Annotated in this window: 14 protein-coding genes; 1 reads left to right on the top strand and 13 read right to left on the bottom strand. The window is 38.1% G+C overall.

The genetic code is table 11. The annotated features are described in order from the left end of the window. Window positions 1-87 precede the first annotated feature (87 nt). From CA730_RS22535 to CA730_RS22515, 5 genes are all read right to left on the bottom strand, one after another. On the bottom strand, window positions 88-696 hold the full coding sequence (locus CA730_RS22535) for a hypothetical protein (RefSeq protein ID WP_096670719.1): 609 nt from the start codon (window positions 694-696) through the stop codon (window positions 88-90). Between the two features lie 364 nt (window positions 697-1,060). Beyond that, window positions 1,061-1,597 (bottom strand): GNAT family N-acetyltransferase, encoded by a 537-nt coding sequence (locus CA730_RS22530; RefSeq protein WP_096670717.1) that lies wholly within the window; start codon window positions 1,595-1,597, stop codon window positions 1,061-1,063. A 581-nt stretch (window positions 1,598-2,178) separates the two neighbouring features. Further along, on the bottom strand, window positions 2,179-4,299 hold the full coding sequence (locus CA730_RS22525) for an AAA-like domain-containing protein (RefSeq protein ID WP_157750042.1): 2,121 nt from the start codon (window positions 4,297-4,299) through the stop codon (window positions 2,179-2,181). An 860-nt stretch (window positions 4,300-5,159) separates the two neighbouring features. Further along, window positions 5,160-6,524 (bottom strand): AAA-like domain-containing protein, encoded by a 1,365-nt coding sequence (locus CA730_RS22520; protein ID WP_172891231.1) that lies wholly within the window; start codon window positions 6,522-6,524, stop codon window positions 5,160-5,162. Between the two features lie 494 nt (window positions 6,525-7,018). Then, window positions 7,019-8,053, bottom strand: coding sequence for a LuxR C-terminal-related transcriptional regulator (locus tag CA730_RS22515; RefSeq protein WP_096670713.1), 1,035 nt, complete (start codon window positions 8,051-8,053; stop codon window positions 7,019-7,021). A gap of 418 nt (window positions 8,054-8,471) precedes the next feature. On the opposite strand from CA730_RS22515, the gene CA730_RS25835 reads away from it, so the two are divergent. Next, a complete protein-coding gene (locus tag CA730_RS25835) occupies window positions 8,472-9,035 on the top strand; it encodes a WD40 repeat domain-containing protein (protein WP_096670711.1) in 564 nt (187 codons plus the stop codon). A 12-nt stretch (window positions 9,036-9,047) separates the two neighbouring features. On the opposite strand, the gene CA730_RS22505 is transcribed toward CA730_RS25835, so the two are convergent. From CA730_RS22505 to CA730_RS22470, 8 genes are all read right to left on the bottom strand, one after another. Next, a complete protein-coding gene (locus CA730_RS22505; RefSeq protein WP_096670709.1) occupies window positions 9,048-9,698 on the bottom strand; it encodes an LON peptidase substrate-binding domain-containing protein in 651 nt (216 codons plus the stop codon). A gap of 333 nt (window positions 9,699-10,031) precedes the next feature. Beyond that, window positions 10,032-10,349: a 30S ribosomal protein S10 gene (gene rpsJ, locus CA730_RS22500; RefSeq protein WP_015113498.1), complete on the bottom strand. Its 318-nt coding sequence runs from the start codon at window positions 10,347-10,349 to the stop codon at window positions 10,032-10,034. Between the two features lie 164 nt (window positions 10,350-10,513). After that, window positions 10,514-11,743, bottom strand: coding sequence for an elongation factor Tu (gene tuf, locus CA730_RS22495; protein ID WP_096670707.1), 1,230 nt, complete (start codon window positions 11,741-11,743; stop codon window positions 10,514-10,516). A 22-nt stretch (window positions 11,744-11,765) separates the two neighbouring features. Further along, a complete protein-coding gene (fusA, locus tag CA730_RS22490; RefSeq protein WP_096670705.1) occupies window positions 11,766-13,844 on the bottom strand; it encodes an elongation factor G in 2,079 nt (692 codons plus the stop codon). A gap of 290 nt (window positions 13,845-14,134) precedes the next feature. Next, a complete protein-coding gene (gene rpsG / locus CA730_RS22485; RefSeq protein WP_027402058.1) occupies window positions 14,135-14,605 on the bottom strand; it encodes a 30S ribosomal protein S7 in 471 nt (156 codons plus the stop codon). A gap of 377 nt (window positions 14,606-14,982) precedes the next feature. Continuing rightward, window positions 14,983-15,366 (bottom strand): 30S ribosomal protein S12, encoded by a 384-nt coding sequence (gene rpsL / locus CA730_RS22480; RefSeq protein WP_015078104.1) that lies wholly within the window; start codon window positions 15,364-15,366, stop codon window positions 14,983-14,985. A 293-nt stretch (window positions 15,367-15,659) separates the two neighbouring features. Next, window positions 15,660-15,986: a HesB/IscA family protein gene (locus CA730_RS22475; RefSeq protein WP_096670703.1), complete on the bottom strand. Its 327-nt coding sequence runs from the start codon at window positions 15,984-15,986 to the stop codon at window positions 15,660-15,662. Between the two features lie 78 nt (window positions 15,987-16,064). Next, a complete protein-coding gene (locus tag CA730_RS22470) occupies window positions 16,065-16,481 on the bottom strand; it encodes a phosphomannose isomerase type II C-terminal cupin domain (protein ID WP_096670701.1) in 417 nt (138 codons plus the stop codon). Between the last annotated feature and the right edge of the window lie 42 nt (window positions 16,482-16,523).

The raw sequence follows: 16,523 nt of genomic DNA, 5'->3' as shown, positions 1-16,523 counted from the left end.
AAAGAGCGATCGCTATTGCTATTCATAGAGATCGCTACTCCAGCGTTAGGTTGAGTTGTAGATTAACTAACCTGTTTTCAACCCCACTTATTTATATATTGCATCTCCTCTGGCACTAGATCGAATACCATTCCATAAGTCAGGACGACCACTATTCATAATTAACCACTCACAATGTTCGCCTACTCGCTTGTAGTAATAGTCACTACCTGTATTTCCCCCCGCATCACCCAGGGCTGATGCCTGTATTCCATTCCACCATTCTTTATGCTGATTATCTCCAGTACCATTGTTTAATAGCCATTCACAATGTTCAGCAATTCTTTTTCTGTAATATTGCTGATTTTGCTCTGGAATAGCTGTATTACTAAGCGCATTATTTACAATTTGCGACCAGAACTGTTTTTCTCCTTTTAAATTCCATTCGCAGTGGTTAAATACTCCTTGAAAATAACCTTCACTGTTGTCATTTCCAGCACCACCTGCTGCCGATCTGTAAATACCAAGCCACAATGATCTGCGTCCTGCTTCCAGAAGAGCATTTTGACAATACCTAGCCACATTCCGATTAAACTGATTTTTAGCTTGTTGGTCAGCTTGAGCTTTAAGATTATAAGAAAAACCAAAAAAAGCGATCGCCGTATAAAGTGCTATTCCAGCAGCAGATAAGCTTGCTGCAAAGGTTTTGTTACGCATGAAGAATCCTCCCTAAAAGTAATCAAAAATCAAATTTCCACAAAAACCGCAATCATCGCTAAAAATCAGGCTTGAATCCCTGAAAGCGATACCCCATATTTGGCATTTCCCGTTAATCCACTAAGTCCTAAAATCCTAATAATTGCTTATAAAGAGGATGATATAGCTTTGTATAAAAATTAAAGGTCGGAAAAGGTCAGATAAAAGGTCATATCTTTTTAATAAGTAAATTTACGTAAACTTTTTAGATACAAAAGCTTATATTCAGGTAAGCCATCCTAAATTAGTTATTAACAACAAGATCCCCGACTTCTCTAAGAAGTCGGGGATCTGACTCTTGCAAATTATACTCAAAACGCCTTAATCATTTACAACTGCAATACTTGATTCCATAAACAAAAGTTTTGTGATGGTTATAAACTATGGTTTTTCTGATAATTTCCTTAACCCTGTAAAAATTCATCAACCATACAAGAGAATGAGAATAAAATATTAACTTATCCCTATTAGTTATTTTTGGCAGATGTAATAAACTATTAAAAGTCAAAAAATCTAAATCCTGCATCATTTTAATCACAATTTCATTAATACTCATCGTATATATATTTTTTCCCCTAATTATCCCATCCTGACATGATTCATAAAATAACATTTTTCCCAAACCCATACCCCTATACTCTTCCATCACAAATAATGCAGCTATCTTATACCAATTTGCATCAAAATCATAATTTAAACAAGCTCCTACCATCTTACCATTTTCATCTTCCGCAACTATAATATATTCGGCTGACATCCATTCCGTTAATGAATAACCCATAATATTAGGTGTTAGTTTTATCTGTCTAATAAGTAACTCTGCTTCTGCTTTGGTAACTTTTCTTTTGGAGATTTTGAACATAAATCAAGGAGGTAGTGAAAAATTGGTATTGCTGAATTGAGAGGTTGTTTGAAAACTTTTTCGTGTGGGATCTGACACCCGCAGATCCCCCTAAATCCCCCTTGAAAAGGGGGACTTTGAGGAATTTAGGGGGGATCTCGATTAATTCTGATACTTTTCAAATATCCTCTGAGGTATGAAAATCAAAAATTCCCTTCCTGAAACTGTTAATCTTTGCGCCTTTGCGTGAGACTAATTCATAGTTTCATTCACCAACGCCGAAAAATTTCCTATTAGAACCACAAAATTCTATAGCAGTATCCACATGAGATATATTATAGCCCCCTCCTCGCTTGCGGGGAGGGGGTTGGGGGGTGGGGTTCTTGTATTTCACTCAACTAAGAGGGTGTTTGAAAAGTTATGGTTGATGTATCAAATATTTTTTACCCCTCCCTAACCCTCTCCTTATAAAGGGGAGGGAACTGGATTTTTATTGTTTCCCCCCTTTACAAGGGGAAAGGGGGGTAGCAATGTGATGAAAATTACGGAATACCACTTTTAAAACATCCTCTAAAAACCGCTGTATATATCAAATAGACCATTTAAAATAAGACGTAAGTAAATATAAAATAAACAATTTTCCAAATATATATTACGCAAATTATCCAAAAGAAAAAATTTGATACAAGAATTTTCTTTAATAAATTTAAAGGATTATACTTCTTTTCAATTTCACTGAAATCACAGTTTAAATTAAATAAAACTTCGTTAGTTTGATCTAATATTTTATTGTATCCTAATAATCCCCATAGAATTAGTGTACTTATAGGGGGAACTAAGCTAAATGTAAAAAATAATTGTGTCCATGTATAGGCACTTTTTGAAAAATTACTTGTATTCAATGTAGAAATAGCAATTTGAATCCCTAAAAATAGATTAAGATGCGGTTGAGTTTTTTGAATAAACTCTAAATATATTTGCTTTAATTGCTGAATAATTCTCTGATTAATCACAACAATATCCTCAGCAGTATATTTTCCTGAATCCTTACTAATTTCTCGCAGATAGGTTTTATATTCTTGCATTTTTAGACCAATCCACTTACAATCTTCTATCACAATATTTATACTCAAATTAGCTAAAACAGCACCTATACAAATAAAGTTAATTAAAGAATATGGCAAATAACATATATAGGGTAGTAGATAATGATAAAAATATTCATTGTTGCTAACTTGATTATTTCCCAATAATTCATGGGGACCGTACCACAAGTGGTGAAATAGCACAATGGTAAAAAATACCAAGGATATACAAAACATTACTTTGCGTCTGGAAACAAATTTTTGATCCAAAATCAAATGAATGGCATCTTGCTTAAATTCATAACCTACTAAATACACTTCTAACATTAATAAAAAACAGGTACGAATAAATTCATATATTACTCCCGTCCCATCTTTATTAAATGCAAGCTGCCAAGGTTTACTGTCAATTATAATATATGAAAAAGCTAGTGATGTTACACTAATTACGGATAAAATAATTGCTATAGTTGCTAATACACCATAACTTAAAAATTTGTTTAAAAATCTGATATTTTTTGAATTAGCATTTATCTCTGATGATGTGGATGTTGACCTGAAAAATAATTGTTTATCAATCCAATCTTCATTAAAAACTTTCTCATATATGGGGTTATAAATACTAATTTTCCCTTGCTGTTTCACTACCAATCCTGACAATCTTAATGCCATCTTTTCAGGGGTATCATCAGTATCTATACTGTGATTGCTCAATATTTGCCTATAAATTTCCAACCTTTTATAAATAAGTTCTTTCTCAGCAATCAGCCGATTTCTAATGGTTCTTAAATGTTCCGGTTCATCTTGATATTCCCAATTTTCAATAATATAATTTTGCACTAAATTATTAATATTAGGTTTTCGGGTTTCAGCTTTTTCAATAATTAACTTGCATAATTTTTGAGTCAGAAATGGTTGTCCCCCAGTCCAATATAATATCTGTTCTAAAACAATTTCAGGATCATCTACCTTCTCAAGCAATCCTTGAGATAAAGATGGGATCACTTCTTGTATTTTGAAACCAGTTAATTCAATTGTTCTACCAATATTAAATGGTGTACCTATTTTATCTTTTAAATCTGATGGTGTTACCACTCCCAGTAAACAAAAAGTAACGCGCTTGTATTCTAATTTTTCTGCCCGTTGATTATAGCAAGCACGAATAAATTCTAAAAATTCATCTTTAGTTTCTCTGTTAATTAGGTTATCAATTTCATCAATAAAAATAACAATATCTTGAGGTAATTTGGTTAATAAAACTTTGTCAATAAACTGACTTAATCGCTGCACTGGTGACAAAAATATATGGTTTTCCCACCATTGAGAAAAAGTAGATGAATCATCAAAAAAACCATTCCACAATTCAAAGGTTATACCCGCATAGAAATTTTCAGCAGTGGATTCACAACTACCTATACTTGTCATATCAATAGAAGTACATTTTATTCCTGTACATTCAAGTTTTTTTCTAGTTTGTACCCGCAAGCTAGATTTTCCCATTTGTCGGGAATTGAACACACAACAAAAATCTCCATTTTTTAAACCTTGATAAAGTTCTTCGTCTGCTTGTCGTTTTACATAGCTGGGAATGTCAGATGGTAAACTACCCCCAACTTTGTAATAATTAAAAGCTGACATAATTGATATGCCAGAGTTCATTTGTGTGGATAATAAAAATTAATTGTTACAACTTAGATGGGATTACTATATCATATTGAGGTAAGAATTCAGGTGGAGTGATAAGATCCCCGACTTCTTTTATTTAGAGAACTCCGCAAAAAGAAATGCCCAATGTCATTCTGTTCGCGCAGCGTGCCAGAGGCATTACGAAATGAAGTGTATACTCAAAACGGCTTAATTGTTTGATTCTAAAGGTAGGGGTAAAGCAAAAGCTTAATGGTGTCAACTTAAGCCCTGGCGAATGGAATTCACGGCTACACAAACAAAGTCGGCCTGCGCGGACTAAGGGAACACCAGAAAATAAATTACCCAATTTTGTGGGATGGGCATCCTGCCCGTCCTTGATGATTAGCGGGCAAGATGCCCGCACCACAAGAAATTTTTGGGTATTTTTTTAATTGGAAGTCCCTAAAGAAAAATCAAGGATTGAAACCCACGCAGGTGGGTTTTGCTTGTGTAGACGCGAAAATAAATTACCCAATTTTGTGGGATGGGCATCCTGCCCGTCCTTGATGATTAGCGGGCAAGATGCCCGCACCACGAGAAATTTTTGGGTATTTTTTTAATTGAAAGTCCCTTAAGTGGTGAGACAGAATTAATTACACAATGTCATTGCATAGGCGTTGCGTGGCGTTAGCCATATGGAACGAAATGAAATGAAGCAATCGCAAGGGTTGTGATTGCTTCCCTTCGCTCGCAATGACTGTAAATATTTTTGTCCAATTACTTATTGTGTCCACAAATTATAAATTGATGTCAGAAGTCGGGGATCTGGGTATAAACGAGTGCTATAGCTGAATACTTACACATTGAGACTGTCAATTTTCCAACCGTTCTCGAAAATACTGACGGTACAACTCACAGCGGGGTATAACTTGATTATTCTGCCATTTAATTAGTCCTATGCTGTACAATTGATATCCAAGTATGGAATCTAATTGTGCGGGTTCAGTAGCGCTAATCACCTTTGTGAATGCTGCTGCTAGTTTTGTATTTTCCCTGAGCATTCCCAAGAGTCGGCGTAAATGCTGAGTATAAATACCCGCATCTGTAGGAGCATCTCGCAATAACTGTTTGATATCTCCCCACTTTCCGGGAGCAGGTTGAGCGAGGTGATAAAATGCTACCCGAACTAAATATGGATGACCTCCTATCATAGCCATCAATTTTTGCACTAAACTATGATTCCAATTAAGTTGATGACGCTGTGCTAAATCTTGGACTTGTTCTGCGGTAAACTCCGTTAATTCTACTGGTTCTCCCACATTAAAAGGTGAATGGTTGATATCTAATAATCCATAATTTTCGGTGGAATGCACTACAACTAATCGCAGTTGTTTCCAAATATCTCGATTGTTAGCTTCTTCATGACAACTTCGCAATAGTCCAAAAAAGTCTTGAGAAATTTGAGGGTAGTTAAAAACTCGATCTACTTCATCACAAGCTAACACTAAAGGACTATTAATTTCTTTAAGAATGTAGTTTTGAAGATAGGTTTTACAACTAATTTTACTACCAATGGGCTGCTTCCAAAAATCATCAACACGATCTGTAATCCCTAATTCTAGGCTAATGTACGTACACAACCAACGTAAAAAATTATCTAGGTTGCTAAAGTTTGATTCATCTACATCTTGTAGATTTATGCGTACTGTTAGATAATCATATTTACGTGATTGAGCTAAAATTCTGTCAAGTAGTGAGGTTTTTCCCATCTGTCTTGGTGCTTTAATGCGGATAAGTGCAGCAGGTTGAGCGATCGCTTGATAACATAAAGACTCAATTGTATAATTTTGAGACTCAATGGAGTATCGCTCTATATAAAAAGGAGAATTTAGGGATACTGGGTTATGAGGAAGTTCCAGTCTGTTCATAGATAAAATTATTTGTGGTGTTTTTCGTTTTTCTCTTTCCCGATCAAGTGCTTGACGAAAATTATTTTTACTCACTGGTTCCCCTATAATATCTGTGAGTTTTTTCCATAATTTAGCACCAACATCATTTTGAATATATCCATGACTAAACTTTGTTTCTCTAGCAATATCTTCATACATTTTCCCTTCCCAACTTCCTTTGAGTATCTGTACTTCCACGTCCGTTAGATGTTTTTGAGTAAATTTCCAGACAATTTCATCAACAAATTCAAGAATTTGTTCCCAAGACATCTCTGCTTTGAGTGACATAATATACATAAAATCAATGTTTATTATTTTACCGTAATTTGATTATTGGATCAAGCAATTATCCTAATTTATGGGTCAGATCCCCGACTTCTTAAAGAAGTCGGGGATCTTGGGGATCTTGTTGTTCCACCTTACTTTTCCCTACTTTTTAACTAATAAATATAACTTCCACTTATTTTTTACTACTTATTTGAGTTTAAATTGCTGCTAAACCTAGATAAATATTCCCTATTTTTTAGTGTTTGAATTTTATCTAAATCCACGCATAATAAAAACATCAAATCAAAAGATATGAAACAAGAAACTTAAACAGCGAAATGGGTACCCTCGCTTCTTCTTGATTTATTCATCAATTAATCTCAATGGAGAAACGAGCCATGATATTTACATTATCAATGATAGGAAACATTATTAATGGTGATGATGAGGATGATGATCCAATCGTTCCTCCCAATTGATATTATATTCTTTCGTGACTTGTGCGTAAGTCATATTTATATCGCTGTTTCCATAATATTTCTCATAGCATCAAGTTTCCAAATTTCTAGTTCTGGTAAATGCCATTGAACACTTTTTAATTCTTGCTCTTGGGAATAAGATTCCAGGAATTTTCTCCAGAATACTAGAGAATTTTCTTTATCTCCTACTGCTGCTTGGACTTGTGCTAATAAGCAATAGGCTGGAGCATAATCATTTTCCAATTCTAAAGATATGAATAAATGCTGTTTTGCTTGTTCATAAGAATTTTGCTGAAAATAAGCCCAACCAAGGTTTTTATGTAATGCAGCTTTAACTGTATGATCTTTAACCTTTGATAAAATTGGCAAAATCATTTCTACAGCAGCAGCACTATTTCCTTGTAAAATTTCCAATCGAGCTAGATTATTAATTGCAGCTTCTCCAGCCCGATTTTGATATTGCATAGCAATTTTATAATGTTCACAAGCTTGAGTCCAATGATCTATTTTTTCGTAGGTTGCTCCTAAATTATAATGAGCCGCTGGTAAATCAGGTTTAAATTCAATTGCTAATTTTAAATAGGATAAAGCTGTGTTAAAATCACTATTCAAATAGTGTTGATATCCGGTTTTATTCAGAGATTTAGCAATTTGTTTCTTCTCCTGCTCATTGCAATTAAAACGCAGTATAAATTTCTTAAATTCTTCATTTATGGGTTGGTTGACTGATAGTAATTGTAATATAAATTCGCAGATATTATTGTCATCTTTATCTGTTATTTCTGCTACTTTATCTGTAAATTTAAGCTGATATTCAGTTAGTAAGTTAGGCTTATACTTAGCAACCAGTGTCACTAACTCTGAGCGTTTGTAGCGACGACTATCAGTATGTTCACTCCTCAGTCTAAATTTTTCACATATTCTTTCAATATGTTTTCTGACTGTAGGCTCTCCAATTTCCATAGCTGCTGCTATATCTGCATCTGTTTCACCTGCTAATATCCTTTGCAAGACTTCCTTTGGTCTGGTTGTCAGGTTTTCAAATATAAGTTCAAACTGTTGTTGGTTCATCTTTTGATTATACCAGGATTTTATTCACAGACGTGACTATTTTTATTAAAATTATTCCTAACTTCTATATAGGGTTTGCTGATAGCGTAGCGTAAGCCATAAAAGTTGTCTGTGAGGGCATTTTTTTTCTAAGAATGTTGACCTTTTTGCTGAAATATCCTCCACTGCTTAGAGAAGTCGGGGATCTGAAACTCTGGACCTATGGCTACACCACGCAAGCTATCAAAAATCAAATAGGATTCCTATATTTAAAATTTACTTTTATGCGTTGACAACGACAAAGTTTTTGTGTCACTATTGTGACTAGATATAATATGTCACAAAAACCAAATCATAATTACAAATGAACTAAATCACGCACTCCGTGTAATACAACAATCAACTCACCCTTGTAATACTAACTTTGCCAAAAGAGTAAATGACCCTTGAAGAAGTGATAATTACGGATAGAGAAGCTATTGTACTAGCCGAACAGTTATTAAAGCGGGGACGCTTAACAACAGTTCAAGAGATTGTATTCCGGCAATCTTGGAATGGACAGACGTACTTAGACATGGCTATAGACTTCGATTATGATCTTGGTTACATGAAAGACGTTGGCTCAGAACTATGGCGATCGCTCTCCCAAGCTTTAGGAGAAAAAGTCACCAAAAGCAACCTGCACAAAGTCTTGAAGCGAACTCTACAGGAACAAGAAATCAGCAATAGTAAACAACAATTTAATAGAGATATTAGCATTCTTAAGCCAATGGCTTTTAGTCCTGACGCTCAACTCCTTGCAAGTGGTAGCAATGACCATATAGTTAAAGTATGGCATCTAGCCACAGGAAAATGTGTGCAAACTCTAGAAGGACATAATGCTTGTGTATGGAGTGTTGCTTTTCATCCCACAGAGCAAATCTTAGCCACAGCAAGTGAAGATAACACAATCAAGTTGTGGAATCTGGAAACTGGATGCTGTGTACAAACTTTGAAAGTTTAAAGTTTGGCAAGTTTATCCCATCTCATTAAACGTATCTTTAAGCACAGAACGCGCTGCTAAATGATTGCGAGTAGAAGTCAAAATTTCCGCCTCTCGTTCTAAACGAGCAACTGTATCCTGGATTTCTAATAATGCTTGCTGTTCGGGAGCGACACCATAGAGATTACTCGCTATCCAATAAGATAGTTCTGTGGGTAAATCTGGTAAATCGTTTGGTAATTCAATTTCTTGTTCTGTTAACTTAGCGGAAAGACGAACCACATCGCGCAACAGTTGTTCTACCTCTGAAGCTAAAGGACGTAAATCCTTAGCCGGTGGTTGGTCTTCAATCCATTCTACCAAACCGACGCGATAGGGCTTTTCGCGGACATATTCTAACACCCGAAATCTTTGTTGTCCTAAAGCTAATAGCTTGATTCTGTCATCGGGTAGCCGCTGATAATGAAGAATTTCCGCACAACAACCAACATTAGCAATTGTCCCCTTGGTGGGATCAATCATCAATACCCCGAATCGGCGATCGCTCTCCAAAATCGTATTCATCATGATTCTGTAGCGAAATTCAAAGATATGTAGAGGTAATGGTCTAGTGGGAAATAGAACCACTTCGGGTAATGGGAATAGAGGTAGTTCACGCACTGCAATTTTAGAGGAAGATGTCATGGTTATTTGAGTATAAATTGTATTCTTAAAATATTATATTTTTCTCTAATTTACCCGCACTTTGTTTATATTTTATCATTAAGAAAACAAGAGATCCCCGAATTTTCTAAAAATTCGGGGATCTTATTTATTGACTAATGACCGAAAAATTTTAGATTTTGGATTTTAGATTTTGGATTGGGAATTTTCGGTACAAGTCCCGCCCCTTCAGGGCGGAATTAATCAAAAATACTCGCTGCGTACGCAACGCTTTCGCCAATCTAAAATCCTCAAGCTCCACACTTGTTTGTTGGAGTCAATCCAAAATCGTAAATCCAAAATTTGTTGACAAACTTACAATTTGACTTCAATATCTACACCAGAAGGTAAATCTAGCTTCATGAGTGCATCAATAGTTTTAGAAGAAGGCTGGTAAATGTCAATAATCCGGCGATGGGTGCGGGTTTCAAAGTGTTCGCGGGAGTCTTTATCTACGTGAGGCGATCGCAGTACGCAATATATCTTGCGTTTTGTGGGCAAAGGAATCGGTCCAATAGCTGTAGCGTTAGTCCGGTTAGCGGTGTCTACAATCTTCTCGCAAGATGTATCTAATAAACGTCGGTCAAATGCCTTCAAGCGAATTCTAATCTTCTGCTGCTGTAGAGTTGCCATGTTTAGTTTTCCAGGTTCGGTAAATTTTAGACTTTAGATTTTAGATTTTTAGATGTTAAATTTCATCCCCAATCCAAAATTTAAAATTGTTTATGGGAATACAAAGGAGCAGAGATTGTAGGATTTATCTCTACTCCTTTTAAATGAGAGCAAAAACGTGAGTGTTATTTCAAGATTTTAGCGACAACGCCAGCACCGATAGTCCGTCCACCTTCACGAATAGCGAAACGCATACCTTCTTCAATAGCGACTGGGTTGATCAATTCTACTGTCACCTTGATGCGATCGCCAGGCATAACCATTTCCACATCTTTACCCTCATCAGAGGTAAAGGCTTTGATTGTACCTGTTACATCAGTTGTCCGCACATAGAACTGAGGACGATAACCCGCGAAAAATGGTGTTTTCCGACCACCTTCTTTCTCAGTTAAAACGTAAACCTCGCCTTCAAACTGAGTGTGAGGTGTAATTGAGCCTGGTTTAGCAATTACCATACCGCGCTCAATGTCTTCTTTTTTCATACCGCGTAGTAGTACACCAGCGTTATCCCCAGCCATACCTTGATCAAGGCTCTTCTTGAACATTTCGATCCCAGTGACTGCGGTAGCCTTGGTATCTCTGATGCCAATTAGCTCAACTGGATCACCAACCTTAACGACACCGCGTTCAATCCGTCCAGTAGCCACAGTCCCACGACCTGTGATCGTGAACACATCTTCTACAGCCATCAAGAATGGTTTGTCTATAGCCCGCTCAGGAGTAGGGATATAAGCATCTACAGCATCCATCAACTCATAGATTTTATCTACCCACTTATTCTCACCGCGCTGAGTTTTGGGATTAGCGGTCATTGCTTGGAGAGCTTGTAGACCTGAACCTTTGATAATGGGAATATTGTCACCATCAAAATCATAGCTGGTCAGTAGTTCCCGCAATTCTAGTTCTACCAATTCCATCAATTCCTCGTCATCCATCATATCTTCTTTATTCAAGAAGACGACCAGACTAGGAACACCCACTTGTTTTGCCAAGAGGATGTGTTCACGGGTTTGGGGCATAGGACCATCTGTGGCTGCAACTACGAGGATGCCTCCATCCATTTGCGCCGCACCAGTGATCATGTTTTTCACATAGTCAGCGTGTCCAGGACAGTCTACGTGAGCATAGTGACGTTTTTCAGTTTCATACTCAACGTGGGCGGTGTTGATTGTAATACCCCGTGCCTTTTCTTCAGGTGCATTATCAATTTGGTCATAACCCTTAGCTACAGCTTGACCCATAGCGGCCAAGGTCATTGTAATAGCTGCTGTTAAAGTAGTTTTGCCGTGGTCAACGTGGCCAACAGTACCGATATTAACGTGAGGTTTCGTTCTTTCAAACTTTGCGCGTGCCATGAATAATCGTTTCCTTTTTTAATTAAGCGTTCCCTTTACTTTTTGAAATGATGCCCTCAGCCACGCTGCGAGGCACCTCTTCGTAGGTACTAAACTCCATTGTAAAGATACCTCTGCCTTGGGTTTTCGACCGAATATCAGTGGCATAACCAAACATAGTTGCCAATGGAACTTTCGATACCACCTTTGCCAGTCCCTGTTCAGTGCTTTGGCTTTCAATCTGTCCCCGACGGGAGATTAAATCACCAATCACGTTACCGATATAGTCTTCAGGTACTTCTACTTCAACTTTCATGATCGGCTCTAAGATCACAGGAGAGGCTTTTGAAGCTGCTTCCTTAATTGCCATAGAACCGGCAATTTTGAAAGCCATTTCTGAAGAGTCTACATCATGGTAAGAACCATGTATTAATGTGGCTTTGACATCAATGAGTGGATATCCAGCTAAAATACCAGATTCACAACATTCTTTCATTCCCTGTTCAGCCGGTCCTATGTACTCTTTCGGTACAATCCCACCGACAATTTTAGAAACAAAGACAAAACCTGTCCCTGGCTCACCTGGTTCTAAATTGATCACCACGTGACCGTACTGACCCTTACCACCACTCTGGCGGATAAATTTACCATCAATTTTCTCGACGGCTTTGCGAATGGTTTCGCGGTAAGCAACTTGGGGCGCACCAACGTTTGCTTCTACTTTAAATTCCCGTAACATCCGATCTACGAGAATTTCTAGGTGCAATTCTCCCATGCCCGCAATTACGGTTTGGTTGGTTTCTGGATCAACACGCACACGGAAGGTGGGGTCTTCTTCACTCAAAGATTGCAGAGCTTTGGAAAGCTTGTCCATGTCGTTCTTGGTTTTGGGTTCAACCGCTACCGAGATTACAGGCTCAGGAATAAATAGGGATTCCAAAATTACTGGTGAACCTTCATCACAAAGTGTATCACCTGTCAAGGTATCTTTTAATCCTAAAGCAGCACCCAAATCACCTGCCCGTAGTTCATCTACGTCTTGTCGGTCATCTGCTTTCATTAGCACTAACCGAGAAATTCGTTCTTTTTTATTCTTGCTGACGTTAAGAACGTAACTACCTTTCTTCAGCACACCAGAATAAACCCGAACGAAGGTAAGGCGACCATAAGGATCAGCCATAATCTTAAATGCCAAAGCTGATAATGGTTCTTCATCATCAGCATGACGTTCTACTGGATCACCGTTGAGTAATGTGCCTTGAATTGGTGGCACTTCCAGTGGTGATGGTAGGTAATCTATTACCGCATCCAACATCAATTGCACGCCTTTGTTCTTAAAGGCTGAACCACAAAGCACTGGTACGATTGTCCCAGCAATTGTTCCTTTGCGGAGCGCAGCACAGATTTCTGCTTCTGTCAGTTCTTCGCCCTCGAAGTACTTATTCATCAGCGTGTCATCAGTTTCTGAGACTGCTTCTACCAATTTGATACGGTATTGGGCTGCTTTTTCGGCTAGTTCTGCGGGAATTTCTGTGGTTTGGATATCAGTTCCTTGATCGTTTGTGTACATATATGCACACATTTTCACCAAGTCTATAATCCCTTTAAATTCAGTTTCACTACCGATAGGCAGTTGAATAGCAATGGCGTTAGCCCGCAAGCGATCAACCATCTGGTCATGCACTCTATAGAAGTTCGCACCAGTGCGATCCATCTTGTTAATAAAGGCAATGCGAGGTACTTTGTAGCGGTCTGCTTGTCGCCATACTGTTTCTGATTGTGGTTGGACACCACCTACGGAACAAAATACAGCGATTACACCATCTAATACTCGCATGGAACGTTCAACTTCAATTGTGAAGTCCACGTGACCGGGAGTATCAATAATGTTAATTTGATGATCATTCCAACTGGTACTAATCGCAGCAGCAGTGATGGTAATTCCCCGCTCCCGTTCTTGTTCCATCCAGTCTGTAACAGCAGTTCCTTCGTGAACTTCGCCAATTTTATGAATGATCCCAGAGTAAAATAATATTCTCTCTGTTGTCGTTGTTTTGCCCGCATCTATATGCGCCGCAATACCGATATTGCGTACTTTCTCTAGCGGGTTCGTGCGTGCCACAGTTACCTCCTAAGGTTGTCGCCTCATGATATCTCGTATATTACTCTTTGTTAAGATTCTATACTTTTACGGAAAACCGTCTTTTTTGTTAGCCTAGTACCGCAGAGCGGAAGTCAAAAGTCAAAAATCAAAAGTCAAAATTAAGACTGTATAGGCTTTTTGGCTTTTGGAAATGGCTGGTTTATTGACGCTGTGCTATATGTACTAGTCAGATACTTGCCAATCTTTTGGCATTAGCTATAAATTCTACGATATACCGCACATGAGAAGACGATATATCGTTTTTCTAGTTAGTAACGATAATGTGCAAATGCTTTGTTTGCTTCCGCCATCCGATGTGTTTCTTCGCGCTTACGAATAGCACTACCAGTTTCATTCGCAGCATCCATTAATTCATTAGCTAGTCTCCCAGCCATAGTTCTTCCTGGACGTTGGCGAGAATACTGCACCAACCACCGCAACGCTAAGGTAGTACCGCGATCTGTACGTACTTCCATTGGTACTTGGTAAGTTGCTCCACCAACTCGGCGAGCTTTAACCTCTACCAATGGTGTGGCATTACGCACTGCTTTTTCAAAAGTTTCTAATGGACTTCCACCAGTACGTTCTTCAATAGTTTTCAAAGCGTCATAAACTATTCTTGCGGCAATTGATTTTTTGCCATGACGCATTATTCGTCGCATCATCATGCTGATCAGGCGACTATTATACACTGAGTCAGGCGGAACTGCGCGCCTTTGACTAACACCACGACGAGACATACTTCATCCTTGAATACGGAATTTGGCCACGAAATTATATGCTATCAGAACACAGGAAACTAAAAGCGGTTTAATTCAGCCGCTAATTTTTCCTGAGTTTTTTATGGCTTGCGCTATACGCTAGCTATCAATTGCAAGGAGGCTGAATTAATTCACTTATTATCTGCTACCAGACACAGAAAACGACAACGCGATTAACTTTTAAATTTAGATTAAAGTGCTGTTATCGTTTACAAGATTCTCCTTTCCAAACTCATGCAACTTTTTTTTATACCAGATACAGTTTGATTTTCTTAAAAAAATTCGTTACTGCTGGTTTTTATGCAGTTTGCAGGTAGGACGATTAACCGTATTTGAAGCGATTAACCGCCGCTTACCTATTTTTTACCTGCTTTTGGGAGCTTTGTTCCATATTTGGAACGCCCTTGTTTCCGGTCTTTAACTCCGGCTGTATCTAATGTGCCACGAATAATGTGGTATCTAACTCCGGGCAAGTCTTTGACCCGACCACCACGAATCATAACTACGGAGTGTTCTTGTAAGTTATGACCGATACCTGGGATGTAAGCTGTTACTTCAAATCCAGAGGTAAGTCTTACCCTGGCTACCTTACGGAGTGCTGAGTTAGGCTTTTTAGGTGTAGTTGTGTATACTCTGGTGCAAACGCCTCGACGTTGCGGGCATTGCTTCAGAGCAGGGGACTTGGTTTTCTGACGCGCTAGTTCGCGTTCACTACGTATTAGCTGCTGTATTGTTGGCATGAGTTACAGCGCGTGAAGCTGCTTTATGATCTAAGTTTTAACAAATCCTGATTATATCTTTTTTTCTGATTTTCTGTCAATCATTTTTAGGAGGGAACAGGGAACAGGGTAAGTAGTACCGCAGGGCGTTCGTCAAAAGTCAAAAGTCAAAAGTCAAAAGGAATACAGTATAGGCTTTTTAACGATTTAGAATGGTTGGTTTATTTATGCCGTGTTGTACTAGGGTAAGTACGGGAAGTAGGGGAAGTAGGGGAAGTAGGGGGGGGAGAAAGAATTTTCCCAATGACCAATGACTACTGACTAATAGAGAAAGAATTGCCACAGCTACAGGTGGATATTGCTTGGGGATTATCAAAGCGAAAACTCCCACCCATCAAGTCTTCTGAGTAATCTATTAATAACCCATTGATGTAATTTAGGCTTTCTGGGTCTATAATTACGCGAAGATCATGCAACTCTAAAACCTGATCTTGAGATTGTACTGTTGCATCAAAAGCAAGATCATAAAACCAATCGGCACAGCCACCAGACTTCACTCGCAAGCGAAATAAGGTATCTGATGGTTGTTTAGATTTTAAACGCCCGATTTCACTAATGGCTGTTGGACTTAAATGAATCATGGAATTTTTTTATTAGTCAGTTGTCAATTGTCCGTTGTAAAAGAATATTTCTCTCCTCCTACTCCCCTGCTATTCTGTCTATTTTTCAGAACGGGCATAATCATCTTGATAGCGAATAATATCATCTTCTCCGAGATATTCGCCATTTTGGACTTCAATTAAAACCAAGGGAATCACACCGGGATTTTCTAACCGATGGGTTGTACATTGGGGGACATAGGTTGATTGATTATTGCTTAATAAGATTTCTTTGTCGCCACAAACTACTTTAGCTGTACCGGAAACAACAATCCAGTGTTCACTGCGGTGGTGGTGCATTTGTAAGCTTAGGCGATGTCCAGGTTTGACTTCAATTCGCTTAATTTTATATCCGCGTCCTTCTTCCAAGACTGTGAAAGAACCCCAAGGACGTAATTCACCAGCAGCAATACTTCTAGAATTAATTATTGGTTGCAGAGTGAGAGTATTTGGGGCTGTTTCTGATAATTTAGCCATAGTTACCTCAGATGAAGACATAACAAACTTGTTTGTAGTGGG

Source organism: Dolichospermum compactum NIES-806, from assembly GCF_002368115.1.
Lineage (GTDB): Bacteria > Cyanobacteriota > Cyanobacteriia > Cyanobacteriales > Nostocaceae > Dolichospermum > Dolichospermum compactum.
Note: the sequence above shows the minus strand (reverse complement) of the source record. Positions and strands in the feature narration are given on the sequence as shown.

Coding starts and splice junctions, on each gene's coding strand:
- CA730_RS25835 (WP_096670711.1), top strand. CDS start 8,472: ATGACCCTTGAAGAAGTGATAATTACGGATAGAGAAGCTATTGTACTA.
- CA730_RS22520 (WP_172891231.1), bottom strand. CDS start 6,524: ATGTCACTCAAAGCAGAGATGTCTTGGGAACAAATTCTTGAATTTGTT.
- CA730_RS22470 (WP_096670701.1), bottom strand. CDS start 16,481: ATGGCTAAATTATCAGAAACAGCCCCAAATACTCTCACTCTGCAACCA.
- CA730_RS22515 (WP_096670713.1), bottom strand. CDS start 8,053: ATGAACCAACAACAGTTTGAACTTATATTTGAAAACCTGACAACCAGA.
- tuf (WP_096670707.1), bottom strand. CDS start 11,743: ATGGCACGCGCAAAGTTTGAAAGAACGAAACCTCACGTTAATATCGGT.
- CA730_RS22530 (WP_096670717.1), bottom strand. CDS start 1,597: ATGTTCAAAATCTCCAAAAGAAAAGTTACCAAAGCAGAAGCAGAGTTA.
- rpsJ (WP_015113498.1), bottom strand. CDS start 10,349: ATGGCAACTCTACAGCAGCAGAAGATTAGAATTCGCTTGAAGGCATTT.
- CA730_RS22525 (WP_157750042.1), bottom strand. CDS start 4,299: ATGTCAGCTTTTAATTATTACAAAGTTGGGGGTAGTTTACCATCTGAC.
- CA730_RS22535 (WP_096670719.1), bottom strand. CDS start 696: ATGCGTAACAAAACCTTTGCAGCAAGCTTATCTGCTGCTGGAATAGCA.
- rpsG (WP_027402058.1), bottom strand. CDS start 14,605: ATGTCTCGTCGTGGTGTTAGTCAAAGGCGCGCAGTTCCGCCTGACTCA.
- CA730_RS22505 (WP_096670709.1), bottom strand. CDS start 9,698: ATGACATCTTCCTCTAAAATTGCAGTGCGTGAACTACCTCTATTCCCA.
- rpsL (WP_015078104.1), bottom strand. CDS start 15,366: ATGCCAACAATACAGCAGCTAATACGTAGTGAACGCGAACTAGCGCGT.
- CA730_RS22475 (WP_096670703.1), bottom strand. CDS start 15,986: ATGATTCATTTAAGTCCAACAGCCATTAGTGAAATCGGGCGTTTAAAA.